Below are 17,412 nucleotides of genomic sequence, written 5' to 3'. Positions count from 1 at the left end.
TCTCAAAAGTAGATAGTTTAATAGGCTAGCTGATTTCTCGGCTAGCCTTTCTTGTTTAACTCAAAATAGGTATTTTGAGGTGTGCAAAAACAAGACACGAATATAGTCTTTAAAGACTATTCTCCCAACCAGCTGATGCTTCTTCCTCCGAGTTTGGAAGAATTAATTCCAGCCCATCATCCAGCCCGAACCGTTAATTCGGTGATGGATCAGATCGATCTTTCCTCGGTGTATGCCTATTATTGGCAAAACGGTGCCAGCAGCTACCATCCCCGGATGCTGCTGAAGATTTTGGTTTATGGCTATCTTGAAAATTGCTTTTCGTCCCGTAAGCTGGAGAAGGCTACCCGGGAAAACATCGTGTACATGTGGCTTTCGGGGATGCAGCGTCCCGACCACCACACGATCAACCGCTTTCGTTCCGAACGGCTCAAGCCGGTGATCGGCGATATATTCTCCAAAGTGGTACTGCTGCTTCATCAAGAAGGCCTTCTGGATATCAAGGAGGTCTATACCGACGGTACCAAGATAGAGGCCAATGCCAACCGTTACACGTTTGTCTGGGGTAAGGCGATCAAAAAGAACAAGGAGCGGATCAGCAAACAGCTCCAGGAACTCTGGGAATACGCAGGTTCGGTAGCCGCCCGGGAGCTGGGAGCCGAAGAGCCCGACTTTATCAACCCCAGTCCGGAGAAAGTGTCTCAGACCGTGGACAAGATCAACCGGGCCCTGCAGGACAAGCCTGTGGACAAAAAAGTGAAGCAGAAACTAAACTACGCCAAAAAGCACTGGCCGGCCAAACTGGAAGAATATGACCAAAAAGAACAGATCCTGGCAGGACGCAACAGCTACTCCAAAACCGATCCCGATGCCACCTTCATGCGGATGAAGGAAGACCACATGAAAAACGGACAGCTCAAGCCCGCCTACAACCTTCAGCTCAGTACCCACGGACAGTTTGTGGTCAACTACTCCCTGCATCCCAATCCCACCGATACGCTGACCCTCAAACCTCATCTGGAAAAATACTGTCAGCTCTACGGTTTCTATCCCTCCAGCTACACAGCCGATGCGGGATACGGCAGTGAGGAAAACTACTGCTTCCTGGAGGAAAACCAGATCGAAGCCTTCGTCAAGTACAACTATTTCCACAAAGAACTTCAACAGGAATCCAAAGCAAAGAAAGTCTACGGACTACTCGACAACCTCCATTACGACCCGCAAAACGACCGCTACATCTGCCCCATGGGACAGCCCATGGAAAAGAGCGGGAAAAACACCGGTAAAACATCAACCGGATTCGTTCAACACTATCGCCACTATCAGGCTAAAAACTGTTCCGGCTGTCCACTCTCCGCAGCTTGCCATCCCGGGGAGGGAAACAAAGTCATCAAGGTCAACACAAGACTCCAGCAACAGAAAGCCAAAGCAAAGGAACGGCTAACCTCAGAGCGAGGTATTCAGAAAAGAAAGCAACGGGCCATCGATGTCGAACCGGTCTTCGGACACTTCAAATACAACAAGGGCAGAAGCCGTTTCATGCTCCGCGGTAGCGCAAAAGTGGCCGTTGAAACAGGCCTTCTGGCCATTGCCCACAACCTGGCCAAAAAGGCGGGATGAACAGCCTTAAATGTCCATTTTTTCATCCCAAAACAAAGACAAAAGCAAGTGGAGCACAGTATCCATCCATGACCCTAAAAAACAACTCATGTGAACCCCGGTCAAAAAAATAGAGGCCGAAAATCAAAAATCGGCCTCTATTGCGCAAAATCGAATATCTCTAAATGTGAAAACTATTTATGAGACAGCCTCTTTTTTATCTAACAGCACCTTGGATTTTCATATTATTTGGACTGAGAAACCAAATTTTTTGTGTGCTTTCCAATTCGTAATGATCAATTTTATCAGTAAAAGCATTCATGTAGATACCCCCATTGATATAAGAGGTGTAAAATATACTTTCTTTTGCACCTCTAAATCTTAACCAAACAGGTTTGTCATCCACAATCCGAACCTGAATTTCTTTGATGGTTGTTTTTGCCTCAGGTTTAGCTTGATGGATTAAAATATCACCTTTGATCTCGGTGGTAAACGAGGTGGCTAAGGAAGGTTTGTTGATATCTGCCTCCAAGAAAGCGTCTAGCTCTTCTTTCCAATCTTCTTTTGAAAAAGTCACATCTGACCTTTTTTCTTCCCCATTTATTCGGGTGATTTTGGAAACTTGGTTACTGCTGTCCATCTTTTCGATTTCCTGAAGTACAAAGCCTTTCAAATCATAATAAGGTAAAACCTCCATTTCCCCCACAGGCGCAATCCCAGGAGTGTTTTCACAGGAAGTAAGCGAGGAAATCAGGAATGCAAGTGTTACGAGTATTCTAAATTTCATTCGTTTATCAAGATATCTCCAGTCATTTCTTTAGGAATCTCCAGGCCGATTAGTTTCAAGATGGTAGGTGCTAGATCTCCTAATTTTCCATCTTTTACCTGGAAGCTGTCTTGCTTGTCGATCAAAATAAAAGGAACAAGGTTGGTGGTATGAGCCGTATTTGGACTTCCGTCCTCATTGATCATCATATCACTGTTTCCATGATCTGCGATCACCATGATGGTATAATTATTTTCCAAAGCAGCATTGACTACTCGCTCTGTGCATTGATCTACCGCTTCGCAGGCCTTCATTGCAGCCTCAAAATCACCAGTGTGCCCTACCATATCAGCATTGGCAAAATTAAGGCAGATAAAGTCTGTACTTTTCTTCTTGAGTTCAGGAATTATTTTGGAAGCGATTTCAAAAGCGCTCATTTCGGGCTTGAGATCGTAAGTCGCAACTTTGGGAGAAGGACATAGAATTCTGCTTTCTCCTTTAAATTCTTTTTCCCTGCCTCCCGAGAAAAAGAAAGTTACGTGAGGGTATTTCTCAGTTTCAGCAATTCTGATTTGAGTTTTTCCGGCTGCTTCAAGTACCTGCCCTAGCGTATTATTTAAATTATCCTTTTCAAAAAGAACTTTGACACCCTGGAAGGTCTCATCATAATTAGTAAAAGTGATGTAATTGAGGCTTAACTTTTTCATGTTGTAATCCTCAAAATCCTTTTGCGTCAGCACCTGAGTGATTTCCCTTCCCCTGTCGGTTCTAAAATTGAAACAGATCACCAAGTCTCCCTCAGCTATGGTAGCCAAAGGTTTATTATCTGCGCCTACGTGGATAATTGGACGGATAAATTCATCCGTTACATTATTGTCATAGGATTTTTTGATAGCAGCTTGAATATCCTTGGACTTTTCTCCTTCGCCATGAACTAAGGCATCGTAAGCCAACTTAACGCGCTCCCAACGGTTATCACGATCCATGGCATAGTATCTTCCTACCACGGAGGCGATTTTACCGGATGAATTTTTCAGGTGATATTGAAGATCGGAAAGATAATGAACGCCTCCCTTTGGGTCGGTATCTCTACCGTCTGTGAATGCATGAATGAAAACATCCTCCATTCCATTTGCCTTAGCAGCATCGCAAAGACCCTTCAGGTGATCAATATGAGCATGCACTCCACCGTCAGAAACCAAACCGATAAAATGCGCTTTCTTCTTTTCAGCTTTTGCTTTGGCAAAGGCTTCTTTCAACACAGGGTGCTCCTTCAGCTCTCCATTTTTTACGGCTTGGTTGATTTTCACCAAGTCTTGATAAACGATTCTACCAGCGCCGATATTCATATGTCCCACTTCTGAATTTCCCATTTGGCCCTCTGGAAGACCTACTGCCAAACCGGAGGCCTCAAGGGTAGAATGTGGGTATTTGGTATATAAACTATCTACAAAAGGTGTTTTGGCTTTGTCGATGGCGGATACAGCGGGTTTAGTCGCAATTCCCCAGCCGTCCAAGATCATTAAAAGTACTTTCTTATCCATGTGGCAAATATAAAATATTCTAGGCATTCTTGACCCAAAGAATGATGGATTGACTTTTTTCCTGCTGAAAGAAATAATCTCAAAAATGCATTTTGAAAGAATGAATTTGGCGTAGTATTTGCCAAACCAGCACTGATGATGCTTAACCAACTCATACTATCACTTTTACTGTGGATAGCTGTACCCGAAACTACCTATCCGCCTGAGCACTCTATTGACCCCATTATAGTGGCGATCGATAGTGGGTCCAGTAGTGATTTGGCTAGATATTTTGACGCAAGTATTTCACTCAATATCAACGGTCAACAAGGAGATTTTTCGAAAAGTCAGGCCGAAATAGTGTTAAAAGATTTTTTCAAGAAAAACCCTCCCTTAAAATTTTCCCTAGTTTTTAGATCAGAAAATAATCCCAGTTTGAGTTCTTATATAGGGGATTATCAAAGCGGAAAAGGCATTTATAAGGTTTTTATCAAAGTCAATCAGCAGGATGCCCAAATCAAAGTGTATAGTCTGGGCTTTGTAAAAGTGTAAGCATTTTTAGAAAATTACCCGTACTGCTACTCATTATCCCTATTTTTGCAGCAGGAAATAGTTTATAGCTACTCCAAACATTTCATCCCATTTAATGCTTCAATCTCTGCCAGATTTTTGAAATCTGATCAGCTGATTTAAAATCTTGATACATGAGACCCGCTTACCTTACCGATCAGGCTATCCAATCATTTATCCAATCTGCTTTTGCAGAAGATATTGGACCGGGAGACTATTCTTCTTTGGCGGCGATTCCATCAGATAAAATGGGTCAGGCAAAACTTTTAATCAAGGGTGACGGAGTACTTGCTGGAATAGAAATGGCTGAGAAAATTTTTAAAAGCTATGATCCCAGTTTGGAAGTAACTCTTCTGAAAAAGGATGGAGATGAAGTGAAATATGGAGATATAGGCTTGACGGTTGCAGGTCCAGCAGCTTCTATTTTGTCTTCAGAAAGATTGGTTCTCAACTGTATGCAAAGAATGAGCGGTATCGCTACATTGACTCATAGGTTGACTCAGAAGATTATCCATACCAAAGCTCGTCTGATGGATACCAGGAAAACCACGCCTAATTTCCGATTGATGGAAAAATGGGCTGTTCATATCGGTGGAGGAGTAAATCATAGATTTGCACTGTATGATATGGTGATGTTGAAAGACAATCATGTGGATTTTGCTGGGGGAATTCAGCAGGCCATTGAGCGAACCAAAGCCTATTTAGCCTCCCATAATCTGAATTTAAAAATTGAAGTTGAAACCCGAAATCTGCAAGAGGTGGAGGAAGTAGTGAGAGTTGGAGGAGTGGATTACATCATGCTGGACAACATGGATTATGCAACTATGAGAAAGGCAGTTGCAATCATTGATGGAAAATTTGAAACCGAAGCCTCTGGTGGAATTACAGAGGAGACCCTTGCTGAGGTGGCCGAATGCGGTGTGGATTTTATTTCTATGGGGGCTTTAACGCACTCCGTGAAAAGTCTAGATATCAGTCTTAAAGCTTTTTAAGATTAGATATTTAAACAATTTAATTGTTTACAATAGAAAAAGAGTGCTTAAATTGCTCTTAAAGCCATTTTTTGAATCGAAAATAAATGAGCATTCCAATCACTGCTATACCCATTCCACTCAAAACATAAAAATACCCATAGCGCCATTGTAACTCGGGCATATACTCGAAGTTCATTCCATAAACTCCAGCCACAAAGCTCAAAGGAATAAAAATGGTGGATATAATGGTAAGCACCTTCATTACATTATTCATCCGATTAGAAAGGCTGTTCATGTAAAGGTCTAAAACGCCGGAAGACATATCCCGAAACACTTCCATGGTTTCAATTACCTGAATAGTATTTTCATACAAATCGCGGATAAATGGTCGTACTTCCGGAGAAATTTTATCCTCTGCATACTTATCGAAAGCTCCGATTACCTCCCTGAGCGGATAAACTGACCTTCTCAAGTCCATCATCTCCCTGCGTTGAAGATACAAGGCATTCAGAGTTTCGGTTCCGGGTTCTATGATTGCCTGCGATTCTAAGCTTTCTATCCTTTCGCCTATATGTTCAAGAACAGTGAAGTAATTGTCGACAACCGCATCCAATAAAGCATACAGCAGATAATCGGTTCCTCTTTGTCGGATAGTCCTTTTGGAGTCTTGGAGTCTCTCTCTTACAAACTGGAACACATCCCCCTCTTTTTCCTGAAAAGTGATAAGAATATTTTTAGCCATTAGAAAACTCACCTGCTCTTCATCTATGGGGTCTTCAGGGGAATTGCATTGAATCATTTTCAGCGTAGCAAAAATGTACTCCTCAAAAGCTTCCATTTTTGGCCTTTGGAAGGTGCTAAGAATATCCTCCAAAGTCAATTTGTGAATGCCAAAAATCTGTCCGATTTCTTCTAAAATTCCTACATCGTGAAGTCCAATGACATCTATCCAAAAAACTTTCTTTTGAAGCTTCAGATGATCCTTGAGCTGGGAGAGTTTGATTTTTTCTTCATAAATCTCCTGTTCATCGTAGGTGATCAAGTTGATGAAAACCTCCTCTTGCTTCTTGTCACCAGTAAAAATTAGGGCGGCCGGGGGTAATCCAACTCTATGGGCAGGTCTTTTCCTTTTTTTACTCTTAAAGAGTTTCTGGAATTGCTTCATAGGAGACTTCTGCGCCATAAGTCTAGGAGGGCTTTGATTGAATAAATTCGAGATTTCTTTTCAGTCCGGCAAATTTTGTACGCTTTAAAGGAGATTTTTTAAAAACTTTCTGAAAAGTCTCTTCTGTCATCTCAATCCAATCTTTTTTCGAATAGTCTTTTAGATCCGAATGGGGATCAAATTTTGGTTCTTGATGAGGCTTGGAAAATCGATTCCAAGGACACACATCTTGGCAGATATCGCAGCCAAAAGCCCAATTTTCCATCTTTCCTTTGAATTCTGAAGGAATTGCCTCTTTCAATTCTATGGTCAAGTAGGAAATACAGCGGGAACCATCGACTACTCCCGGTTGCACGATGGCATCTGTTGGACATGCATCTATACAGGCCGTACAAGTTCCACAATAATCTTTTGCTAAAGGAAGATCAGGATCCACCTCTAAATCGATGATCAACTCTGCCAAAAAGAAAAAGCTTCCCATCTTTCGATTAAGCAAAAGGCTGTTTTTTCCAATCCATCCCAATCCAGCTTTTTGAGCCCATTGTCGCTCCATGACCGGTGCTGAGTCAACAAAAACCCGCCCTTCAATTTCACCGATTTCTTCCCGGAGAACTTCCAAGAATGTTTTAAGCTTATCCTTAATCACAAAGTGATAATCCTCTCCATAAGCATATTTGGCCAGCTTGATGTCTTCTGGTTTTTCAGGAAGTTTATGCGCTGGATAATAATTATAAATCAGGGAAATGACTGTTTGTGCACCGGGAACCAACTTGGTTGGATCTAAACGCTTATCAAAATGATTGGCCAGATAGGCCATCTGTCCTTGATAGTTTCGATTCAGCCACTCTTCAAGTCTCGGGGCCTCCTCTTCTAAAAATTCCGCCTTGGCAATTCCACAGAAGTCAAAGCCCAGATGTTTGGCGGTGGACTTGATGAATTGGGCGTATTTAAGTAAAGGGCTCATAGGAATTCGAAAGTACTTCAAATCAAATTAAAGACGAAATTGAACACAATTTGAGAATTACACGTATATTGTATTTAAGCACGTGTATTTATGAAAACCAAACTCACTCTCACTGTAGAAAAAGAAATAATAGAAAAGGCCAAGCAAAAAGCTGCTGACAGAGGAATGTCATTGTCTCAAATGTTTGAGGAGATTTTTTCTAAAGAAAATCCGGAAATAGAACAAACGGAAGCTCAAAAAGCGGCAAAATCACTTTTAAAAAAATTGGAGTCTATGAAACCTAGACCCAGCCCTGATAAATTTGACAAAGAGCTTCGAAGTCATTATTTGTTAAAAAAACATGGTTAAAATCTTTTTAGATACTAATGTAGTGATTGACTTGCTCGCAAAAAGGGATCCCTTTTATGAAGATTCAAAGCTTTTTCTAATGCTGGCACAAGGGTCATTGGCTCAGCTTTTTATCGCTGAGAGCAGTTTGGGAAACCTATATTACCTTGTTTTTGAGGTCTACAAAATTCCTCAAGCAAATGAACTTTTAGAACAATTTTTTTTAGTTTGTGTGGTAATTTCAGGAGGTAAGGATGTGATTATTCAATCTTTGAATTCCAACTTTAAAGACAAGGAAGATGGGCTACAATATTATACTGCTTTAGCTCATCGTGTAGATTTTTTAATTACTAGAAATAAAAGGGATTTTATTGGCAACAGTCAAATACCTATCCTTACTCCACAGGAATTTTTTGCACCTTGATTAATCTCTTTTTCTTCTTAGTTCCGGTTTGTCCTGATACCATTGTTCATCAAAGGTTTCTTCTATTGTAATTGGAGCCGTTAAAACAGACCAAACCATCCAAAGAACTAAAAAAGGCCCTGCCAAGAAAATTAGCCAGATTAATGGCAAAGCAATATTGAGTTGAATCAGCGTGACAAAAACAATCAAAATTCCGGTCACAACCCCAACTACTGTTTGATAATTTTTCATCTTTTTGGTGTTTTTATCTACTTATTCAAACTCCTATGCCTTTCACTTTGTTATCGTGACATGTATCTTAAGGTTTGCTCAATTCGATTTGGCAGCAAGTTTTGTTCTGCTTCTTGAGTCTAATCTTTAAAAACCTGATTATGAAAGGCTTCCGCTTTACTCAATATATACCTCCCCAAGATCCCGAGAAAAACACCTTTGAGAATCTGCTTAACATATTTCTTCAGTTGGTTACCATGACTGGCGGAGATGTGGCAGAGGCTCTTAGCTGGCTGACAAACTTGGATAAGCGTTACAACATGACTAATCCCAATTACGGAATTGGGGATTTTATTGAGGACCTTAAATCCAAAGGATATCTGACTGAAGAAAATCAAAAAGGGGAGTTTAAAATAACAGGGAAAGCAGAGCAAACGATTAGAAAGTCTGCCCTGGAGGAAATTTTTGGGAAGCTCAAAAGAGGTAAATCTGGGCAACATAAAACCACTCATTCCGGTCAGGGAGAAGAGCGAGGCACCGACAGAAGAGCCTATGAGTTTGGAGATAACTTAGATCAAATTGCACTTACAGACTCCTTGCGTAACGCCCAGGCCAATCATGGATTTTCAGGTGACTATCTTTTGACCGAAGATGATTTGGAAGTTGTGGAGAATGAGTATAGATCTCAGACCTCTACAGTTTTGATGATCGATATTTCCCACTCTATGATTTTGTATGGGGAAGACCGGATCACGCCGGCTAAGAAAGTGGCAATGGCTTTGGCAGAATTGATAAAAACCCGATACCCAAAAGACACGCTTGATATCATCGTCTTTGGAAACGATGCATGGCAAATTGAAATTAAGGATCTGCCCTATCTTCAAGTGGGTCCTTATCATACTAATACAGTTGCGGGATTAGAGCTGGCTATGGATTTACTTCGAAGGAGGAAGAATCCGAACAAACAGATATTCATGATTACTGACGGTAAGCCAACTTGCTTGAAAGTTGGAATTAAATATTACAAAAACTCTTTTGGGATTGACAGTAAAATCTTGAGTGAAACGCTCAAACTAGCTGCTCAATGCAGAAAATTAAAAATCCCCGTAACCACCTTTATGATCGCTTCAGACCCTTATTTGAAGGAGTTTGTCAAAGAATTTACCAAGGTTAACAATGGAAATGCTTACTACTCTTCTTTGAAGGGCTTGGGAGATTTGATTTTTGAGGATTATAGAAGAAACCGAACCAAACGCTTTTAAACAAACGCATGGACTACCATACACTTACAGGAAAAGAACTGAAACAAATTCGAACGCTTGGTCAGTTGAAGGCTGCTGGCTATCAGGCTAAATCAATCAAAGAGGAATTAAGAGATAATCTTATTTCTAAGATCAAGGCAAAAGAAAATGTCTTTGAAGGTATTTGGGGTTATGAGGACACGGTGATCCCAGATATCGAACGTGCGATTTTATCCCGTCACAACATCAATTTATTGGGACTTCGTGGTCAGGCCAAGACCCGGATTGCGAGAATGATGACCTTGCTCTTGGACGAATATGTACCGGTGGTCTATGGTTCGGAATTGAATGATGATCCATTGGCACCTTTGACTTCCTATGCGAGAAATCTGATCGAAGAAAGGGGTGATGATACCCCGATCACCTGGTGGCATAGAAATGAACGTTACACAGAAAAATTAGCGACTCCTGATGTTTCTGTAGCTGATTTGATTGGAGATGTGGATCCTATCAAAGCGGCCACCATGAAGCTCAGTTACAATGATGAGCGGGTGATTCACTATGGTCTGGTGCCAAGATCTCACCGGTCTATTTTTGTAATCAATGAATTACCGGATTTACAAGCTCGAATTCAGGTAGCTTTATTCAATATTCTTCAAGAAGGAGATATTCAAATTCGGGGCTTTAAGCTGCGATTGCCTCTGGATATACAATTTGTTTTCACGGCTAATCCAGAGGACTATACCAACCGAGGAAGTATAGTTACTCCTCTAAAAGATAGAATTGAAAGTCAGATTATCACCCACTATCCAAAGTCCATTGAGATTGGTAAAAAAATTACCGCACAGGAGGCGAATCTGGAAGGAAAGCCTGTTGAAAATATTCATGTACCCGAACTCATGAAGGACTTGATTGAACAGATTGCGATTGAGGCGAGAGCTTCCGAGTACGTGGATGAAAAGTCAGGTGTCTCGGCTCGTTTAACCATTTCAGCCTATGAAAATATGATTTCAGCAGCTGAAAGAAGACTTTATATGAATGGTGAAAACAAAACGGTGGTAAGAATTGCCGATTTGATCGGAGTAATTCCGGCGATTACCGGTAAAGTAGAATTAGTGTATGAAGGAGAGCAAGAAGGTGCTGGATTGGTTGCGTACAACTTAATTGGAAAAGCTATAAGATCTCAGTTTGTGAATTATTTCCCATCTCCGGAAGAAAAGAAAAAGTCCAAGGAGGGAAACCCCTACGTGATTCCGCTTGCCTGGTTTGGAGAAGGAAATGTTCTGGATATTTTAGCCTCTCAATCCGATAAGGAGTATAAGGAAGCCCTGATGGAAGTTCCAGGCTTGGAAAATGTGGTAACACAGTTGGTCAAAAATCTTCCTGAAAGAGAGAAAGAATTCTTTATGGAGTTTGCATTGCATGGTTTGGCTGAATATTCTCAGCTGAGCAAACGCATGTTGGACACTGGTTTACAGTTCAAGGATTTATTCAGTTCCATGTTTGATATGGGGCCTGGAGAAGAAGATGATTTTGATGAGGATGATTTATAAAAAGGGGCGAAAGCCTCTTTTTTTGGAAAATTATTAAATTCATGATTATGGACATTGCTAAAAAGAAATTAGAATTGATTCACTGGTTATCTAAACTTGAAAATGAAAGTGTCCTTGAAAAGATTGATCAAATCAGGTTAGATAGTCTTACTGAAAAACAAAAGGAATTTTTTCGCCCTATTGAAGAGGATGAGTTAATCCAGTCTCTTCAAGAAGCAGAGTCTGATTACAAAAGGGGAAAAATTATTTCTCAAGAAGAGCTAGTCAAAAGAATTAAAAAGGGAAAAATTTTGTGAAAATTTTTTGGTCTGAAAGATCGCTTAAGGATTTGAATGAAATTTTTGAATTTTATTCTGAATTAGCTGGAGAAGTTGTTGCCCAGAATATAGTTTTTTCAATAGTTGATAAAGCAGAAATCTTAAGCTCAGATCCAAAAATAGGTCAAATCCAATTCTTTGAACAGCCTGTATTGTTAAACTATCGATATTTAATTATTCGAAATCATATATAGAATCGAAGAAAGTCAATACCTGATATTGATTTCAAGAGTTTTTGATACGAGAAGAGATCCTAAAAAATTGATGCCTTAAGGTTTTTTTATTGTTTAATTTTTAGACATAAATACTGTACTTGCTTTTCCCTTAAGATTTTAAGGATTAATGAGTAAGCTCTAAATAGTTTGATATTGTCGACTTGTGCTGTTATTCAGATTGATTTTTATTGGTCAATGCTTCAATGGAGACTTTTCTTTTACTCTGATTTGCTTTAAGACTTTTCACCCATACCTTTGCACATAGATCATAAGGGGTGCCTTAATAAAACGGGCTGAGATCATACCCATAATACCTGATCCGGGTAGTGCCGGCGAAGGGAAATGAGCAAGCAAAGTAAATTTAGAATAGACAGTTTGGTACCACTGTAGGCTCTGATTTTACTATTGCAAAACGGGTAAACAAATACGGCTGACTTCCCCTAAGTCATCCCATGTTTCACTCAATGACCCGAAAGGGATTTAAACAAATGAAAAAATTATTGATGGGCTGGATGGCATTTATGCTGACCATTTCGGCTTGGGCTCAACAAAGTTTGAGCGGAAAAGTACTGGACGCAAAAAGTGGCGAGCCTCTCGTAGGAGCATCTGTATGGACCGAAAAAATAGGAAGAGGAGCTATTACTGATGGAGAAGGAAATTTCACCATTTTAAAACTTCCTACAGGTGAAGTAGATCTCCGGGTATCCTATTTAGGATATGAGACTTTTCGTCAGAGTCTATCCTTACCCTACTCCGGAAACTTGGAAATTAAACTTTCCAGCAAAGATTTTCTGAGTGAAGAATTTATAGTATCTGCCACTCGGGCATCAGAAAACACCCCAACCACATTCAAAACTATCGACAAGGAGGAGCTTGCCAAAAGGAACTTAGGTCAGGATATTCCCATTCTTTTGAACTTCACTCCTTCTGTGGTTACACATTCGGATGCCGGTGCTGGTATAGGATATACTGGTCTCCGAATTCGGGGTACAGATCAGACAAGAATCAACGTTACTGTGAATGGAATCCCTCTCAATGATGCTGAGTCACATGGAGTATTCTGGGTCAATATGCCGGATTTTGCCAGTTCGGTAGATAATGTGCAGATTCAGCGGGGAGTCGGAACTTCGACCAATGGAGCTGCCACTTTTGGAGCAAGTTTGAATTTCCAAACAGATACTCGACAAGAAGAGGCTTATGCTCAGGTTGATAATGGATTTGGCAGCTTCAACACGTGGAGACATACAGTCAAAGCTGGAACAGGTTTATTGAATAATCGATTTGCCGTAGATGCTAGATTATCCAAAATCACGACCGACGGTTATGTGGATAGAGCTTTTTCTGATTTGGGATCTTACTTCCTTTCCGGAGGCTACTATGGAGAAAATCACGTTGTCAAATTGAATGTTTTCTCCGGAAAAGAGCAGACCTATCAGTCTTGGTATGGTTTGCCAGAGGCTCTATTGGATACTGACCGCACCAATAATTTCTACACCTATGATAATGAAACAGATAATTACCAACAGGATCATTATCAGTTGATTTATACAGGAAAAATTGGGTCCAATTGGAAAACCAATCTGGCCTTACATTATACCTATGGCCGGGGCTATTATGAGCAGTTTCGCGAGAATGACCGATTTTCCAGATATGCCTTGCCCAATGTCATTATTGGTGGAGATACCATTACTAGAACAGATATCATCAGAAGAAGATGGTTGGACAATGATTTCTTTGGATTCGTAGGATCTGTCAATTATGTGTCCGACGATGGAAAATGGGATGTGATTTTAGGAGGTGGCGCCAATCGCTACGATGGCGACCATTTTGGGGAAATTATCTGGGCGAGAATTGCTGGAGATACTGATATCCGAGATCGATATTACGATAATAACGCTGTTAAAGACGATAGAAATATCTATGCAAAGGCCAATTATGAATTAAAGCCAGGATTAAATCTATTTGGAGATCTTCAGGTTCGTGGGATTAATTATACCTTCTTCGGAGTCAATGACGATTTGAGAATTGTGGACGGTCAGGAAAATTATACCTTCTTCAATCCAAAGTTTGGTTTCTCGTACGAAAAAGGAAATCAGACTTGGTATGCTAGCTATGCTGTAGCCAACCGTGAACCAACAAGAGCTGATTTTACGGACAATCCGATTACGGAAGTGCCAAGACCGGAAAGACTCAATAACATCGAGGCAGGCCTGCGGTCAAGAGCAGGCAACTTTACCTATAATGCCAACTTCTATTACATGGATTACAAGGATCAACTGATTTTGACTGGTCAAATCAATAATGTTGGCGCCTATATAAGAGAGAATGTTGCTTCATCCTACAGGGCAGGGATAGAATTGGACGGTGCATATCAAGTATCTAAAAAATGGACTTTGGGAGGAAACATTGCCTTAAGTCAAAATAAGATTGCTGAATTCACGGAGTATATAGACGACTACAGTGTGGAGGATTTTCAGCAAGTGGAGAATACTTATACCAACACGGATATAGCATTTTCTCCCAATGTAGTGGGTTCGGCTATTATCGAATATCATCCTACCAAGAACCTTTCTCTAAACTGGTTGAGTAAATATGTAGGGCAGCAATATCTGGATAATACATCGAATGAGAACCGGACATTGGATGCATTTTTCACCAATGATCTTCGAATCAGCTATACCGCACAGCCCCGATTCTTTAAGAGTTTAGAGGTAAACTTATTGATCAATAATATTTTCAATGAGTTGTACGAGCCTAATGGCTACACCTTTAGCTACTTCGTTCCGGGGAATAGTGGCAGAGAATTGATTACAGAAAACTTCTATTATCCTCAGGCAGGCACGAATTTCTTGCTTGGAGTGAGCATGAAGTTCTAAAATGACTTATAGAAAATTTGATAAAGTCCTGCTTCAGTTTGAGGCAGGACTTTTTTATTTAAATTTTTAAAAGATAACCTTAAAAGTAGTCCCGACCCCTTCCTCACTTTCCACTTCAATGCTTCCGCCAGCACTTTGAAGATGGCTGTTTACTAAATAAAGCCCAATGCCTTTAGCCTCTGAGTGCCCGTGAAAGGTTTGATTCATTTTGAATATCTTATCCTTTACTTTTTCCATATTCATCCCTTTCCCATTGTCTTTGATATAGAGAAATACTCTTTCAGCAACAAATTCTGTCCATATGCAAACCTGTGGTGCCACATCTGTTTTTCTGTATTTAATAGAGTTACCTAACAAATTCAGGAAAATACTTTCTAAATGAAGTCTGTTAAAATAAACTTCACCTGCTTGAGAAAAATCATGCTTGATTTGGGCATTGACTGATTTTAGGGTAGGGTTCAATGTAATCAGTGTTTCCTGAAGAATTTCTGATAAGTTGACCAGCTCCTTCTTATCATTATTACTGTCCTTTTCAGAAAGTTTATTCAAATATTTATTAAGGTTTTCTTTAAGTCCCAAGGTTGATCTCTGAATAAGCTTGATCAACTCTACGCTTTCTTCGTCTTTTATTTTCTCCAAATTAAGTAACTGGAAAACGGACAATATACTAGAAACTGGAGACCTCAAATCATGAGCTGTTATGTATGTAAGACTTTTGAGTTCTTCATTTTTGTGAGAAAGGTCAGACAGTAATTCGTCCTTCCTTTCTTCCAATCTTTTCTTTTCAGTAATTTCTTTAGCAATTGCAAAAACCAGTTTTTTTTCGGTGTTAGGCCAGGCAGTCCAATAAAGCCATATGATTTTTCCACTCTTGGTAATGTATCGGTTTTCGAAGTTTAGCAAAGGCTGTGATTCAAAAAGTTGAGATCTCCTCTGATTGGTCATTGACACATCTTCAGGATGTATAAAATCATTAATAGGTCGAGAGTAGAGTTCCTCCTGACTATATTCTAATACTTTGGAAACCGCTGGGTTTATTCTTTTGAAATAACCATCAAAGCCAGCAATGCACAGTAGGTCAGGGACTAAATCGAAAAATAATTCAAAGGGATAATCTTCTGTAGTCATGGGCTGGGTTTTGCCTCTTTTTGAAAATATATATGAAAAATAACTAAAGACTAAAAGGAATTTTATTAAGTGAACAGGAAGAATTTAAAGCCCTCAAATTGTCTGATAAGAAAAAAGCTCGGAGATTATTCCGAGCTATTTTCTTCACTGTTCCAAATGACAACTTGATCTTCCAAGTAATGTGGATAGATTTTCAGATGTTGTTTTTTGACTTCGGATACTAACCTTTCTCTGAACTCTTCTATGTTTTTTCCACTTCCGGCTGCCATAAAAACAGGTTGGATTCCAGTCTTTTTCTCATAGGCTTCTGAAAGCGCATCAAAATCCTTAAAGTCGGATTCCTGAAGCTCGATTTCAGTCATTTCCATGATTTTCTCTTCAGAAGGCATGGTTTCCACCAGGTCAATTTTATTGAAGACCAATAAGACAGGTTTATCTCCTGCATTGATTTCTCTGAGCGTTTGGGTTACTACTGCAATATGATCTTCAAAGCTTGGATGCGAAATATCTACCACATGGACCAAAAGATCTGCTTCACGAATTTCATCCAGTGTAGATTTGAATGATTCTATCAAGTGTGTAGGTAGCTTTCGAATAAATCCTACGGTGTCGGAAAGCAGGAAGGGGATGTTTTCCAACACGACCTTTCTGACCGTAGAGTCTACCGTCGCAAATAATTTGTTTTCAGCTAAAATATCGGTTTTGGTCACCAAATTCATCAAAGTGGATTTGCCTACATTGGTATAACCTACCAGTGCAACTCGGACAATTCCCTTTCGTCCCTTGCGTTGGGTGACGCCTTGCTTCTCTATTTCTTTTAGCTTCTGTCTCAGCAAGGTGATTTTATTTCGGATATCCCGCTTATCTGTTTCGATTTCCTTTTCACCGGCACCACCTCTCGTGGATGTACCACCTCTCTGACGCTCCAAGTGAGTCCACATTCGGGTTAATCTTGGAAGTAAATATTGAAATCTTGCCAGTTCTACTTGGGTTTTGGCCTGTGCCGTTTGGGCTCTTTGTAAGAAAATATCTAAAATCAGTAGAGATCTATCATATACTTTCACTTTCAGCTCGTTTTCCAGATTTTTCATCTGAGAAGGAGAAAGATCGTCATCGAAAATGACCATGTCTACTGCAAAGTGCTCCACATAGGATTGAATTTCCTCCAGTTTTCCTTTCCCCACAAAAGTTTTGATGTCTGGCTTTTCCATTTTCTGGGTAAAGCGATAAACAGCCTTTACACCCAGCGTTTCGGTCAAAAAAGCCAACTCATCTAAATGCTCTTCAATCAGCTGATCAGATTCATTTTGTCTCACAACGGTCACCAAAACTGCGGTTTCCTGCTTGGGAGCGGTATCGTATAATTTTTGAAGTTTTCGGGAAAATTTACTCATAAAGGATTTTTGATTCTCAATACAAAAGGAGAGATCGAGTGGATAAGTTTCAATTATTTGGAAATATCCCTCTGAAAATCACCTTCCAAGGCACAAAGTTCGTCATATTTCCTCAATAATGATTAGGATAGTCTTGGGGGGACTACTTATTTTGCTTTCAAATAAA

17 protein-coding genes and 1 riboswitch are annotated in these 17,412 nt (G+C 40.1%); of the genes, 10 read left to right on the top strand and 7 right to left on the bottom strand.

Going from position 1 to position 17,412, the window contains the following annotated elements; all coding sequences use genetic code 11:
* Positions 1-81: 81 nt before the first annotated feature.
* Entirely contained in the window at positions 82-1,620 is a 1,539-nt protein-coding gene (locus GYM62_RS17025; RefSeq protein ID WP_219957295.1) for an IS1182 family transposase, read from the top strand.
* 196 nt (positions 1,621-1,816) lie between these two features.
* Here GYM62_RS17025 and GYM62_RS17020 read toward each other — a convergent pair whose 3' ends face one another.
* The gene (locus tag GYM62_RS17020; protein WP_219957294.1) at positions 1,817-2,386 is read right to left on the bottom strand and encodes a hypothetical protein; all 570 of its coding nucleotides are present in this window, start codon (positions 2,384-2,386) and stop codon (positions 1,817-1,819) included.
* On the bottom strand, positions 2,383-3,909 hold the full coding sequence (gene gpmI, locus GYM62_RS17015; protein ID WP_219957293.1) for a 2,3-bisphosphoglycerate-independent phosphoglycerate mutase: 1,527 nt from the start codon (positions 3,907-3,909) through the stop codon (positions 2,383-2,385). Before gpmI ends, GYM62_RS17020 begins: the two co-directional genes overlap by 4 nt.
* 135 nt (positions 3,910-4,044) lie before the next feature.
* On the opposite strand from gpmI, the gene GYM62_RS17010 reads away from it, so the two are divergent.
* Positions 4,045-4,440 (top strand): DUF4783 domain-containing protein, encoded by a 396-nt coding sequence (locus GYM62_RS17010; protein ID WP_219957292.1) that lies wholly within the window; start codon positions 4,045-4,047, stop codon positions 4,438-4,440.
* A 152-nt stretch (positions 4,441-4,592) separates the two neighbouring features.
* Complete coding sequence (nadC, locus tag GYM62_RS17005; protein ID WP_091653498.1) at positions 4,593-5,450, top strand: carboxylating nicotinate-nucleotide diphosphorylase; 858 nt, start codon at positions 4,593-4,595, stop codon at positions 5,448-5,450.
* A 58-nt stretch (positions 5,451-5,508) separates the two neighbouring features.
* Here the strand turns inward: nadC and corA are convergent, their stop codons facing one another.
* Complete coding sequence (gene corA / locus GYM62_RS17000; protein ID WP_219957291.1) at positions 5,509-6,615, bottom strand: magnesium/cobalt transporter CorA; 1,107 nt, start codon at positions 6,613-6,615, stop codon at positions 5,509-5,511.
* Between the two features lie 4 nt (positions 6,616-6,619).
* Positions 6,620-7,561 (bottom strand): tRNA epoxyqueuosine(34) reductase QueG, encoded by a 942-nt coding sequence (queG, locus tag GYM62_RS16995; RefSeq protein ID WP_219957290.1) that lies wholly within the window; start codon positions 7,559-7,561, stop codon positions 6,620-6,622.
* A 90-nt stretch (positions 7,562-7,651) separates the two neighbouring features.
* Between queG and GYM62_RS16990 the strand changes: the two genes are divergently transcribed.
* Both GYM62_RS16990 and GYM62_RS16985 read left to right on the top strand, forming a co-directional pair.
* Positions 7,652-7,909, top strand: a complete 258-nt coding sequence (locus GYM62_RS16990) for a DUF6364 family protein (protein WP_219957289.1) — start codon at positions 7,652-7,654, stop codon at positions 7,907-7,909.
* Complete coding sequence (locus GYM62_RS16985) at positions 7,902-8,312, top strand: PIN domain-containing protein (protein ID WP_219957288.1); 411 nt, start codon at positions 7,902-7,904, stop codon at positions 8,310-8,312. Before GYM62_RS16990 ends, GYM62_RS16985 begins: the two co-directional genes overlap by 8 nt.
* Here the strand turns inward: GYM62_RS16985 and GYM62_RS16980 are convergent, their stop codons facing one another.
* Positions 8,313-8,543 (bottom strand): hypothetical protein, encoded by a 231-nt coding sequence (locus GYM62_RS16980; protein WP_144606118.1) that lies wholly within the window; start codon positions 8,541-8,543, stop codon positions 8,313-8,315.
* 140 nt (positions 8,544-8,683) lie between these two features.
* Between GYM62_RS16980 and GYM62_RS16975 the strand changes: the two genes are divergently transcribed.
* From GYM62_RS16975 to GYM62_RS16955, 5 genes are all read left to right on the top strand, one after another.
* Positions 8,684-9,784, top strand: coding sequence for a VWA domain-containing protein (locus tag GYM62_RS16975; protein WP_144606120.1), 1,101 nt, complete (start codon positions 8,684-8,686; stop codon positions 9,782-9,784).
* An 8-nt stretch (positions 9,785-9,792) separates the two neighbouring features.
* Complete coding sequence (locus GYM62_RS16970; RefSeq protein ID WP_219957287.1) at positions 9,793-11,316, top strand: magnesium chelatase; 1,524 nt, start codon at positions 9,793-9,795, stop codon at positions 11,314-11,316.
* Between the two features lie 47 nt (positions 11,317-11,363).
* Positions 11,364-11,612, top strand: a complete 249-nt coding sequence (locus tag GYM62_RS16965; RefSeq protein ID WP_219957286.1) for a hypothetical protein — start codon at positions 11,364-11,366, stop codon at positions 11,610-11,612.
* Positions 11,609-11,827: a type II toxin-antitoxin system RelE/ParE family toxin gene (locus GYM62_RS21180; protein ID WP_219957285.1), complete on the top strand. Its 219-nt coding sequence runs from the start codon at positions 11,609-11,611 to the stop codon at positions 11,825-11,827. The genes GYM62_RS16965 and GYM62_RS21180 overlap by 4 nt, the downstream gene beginning before the upstream one ends.
* Before the next feature lie 282 nt (positions 11,828-12,109).
* Positions 12,110-12,206: riboswitch (TPP riboswitch) on the top strand.
* A 130-nt stretch (positions 12,207-12,336) separates the two neighbouring features.
* Entirely contained in the window at positions 12,337-14,724 is a 2,388-nt protein-coding gene (locus GYM62_RS16955; RefSeq protein ID WP_219957284.1) for a TonB-dependent receptor, read from the top strand.
* Positions 14,725-14,790: 66 nt separating this feature from the next.
* Here GYM62_RS16955 and GYM62_RS16950 read toward each other — a convergent pair whose 3' ends face one another.
* Together GYM62_RS16950 and hflX are read right to left on the bottom strand one after the other, a co-directional pair.
* Complete coding sequence (locus GYM62_RS16950) at positions 14,791-15,852, bottom strand: PAS domain-containing sensor histidine kinase (RefSeq protein ID WP_219957283.1); 1,062 nt, start codon at positions 15,850-15,852, stop codon at positions 14,791-14,793.
* 125 nt (positions 15,853-15,977) lie between these two features.
* Entirely contained in the window at positions 15,978-17,246 is a 1,269-nt protein-coding gene (gene hflX / locus GYM62_RS16945) for a GTPase HflX (RefSeq protein WP_219957282.1), read from the bottom strand.
* Positions 17,247-17,412 lie beyond the last annotated feature (166 nt).

The sequence above is a fragment of the Algoriphagus sp. NBT04N3 genome (assembly GCF_019443765.1).
Taxonomy (GTDB): Bacteria; Bacteroidota; Bacteroidia; order Cytophagales; family Cyclobacteriaceae; genus Algoriphagus; species Algoriphagus ornithinivorans.
This window is presented reverse-complemented; position numbering and strand designations above follow the sequence as displayed.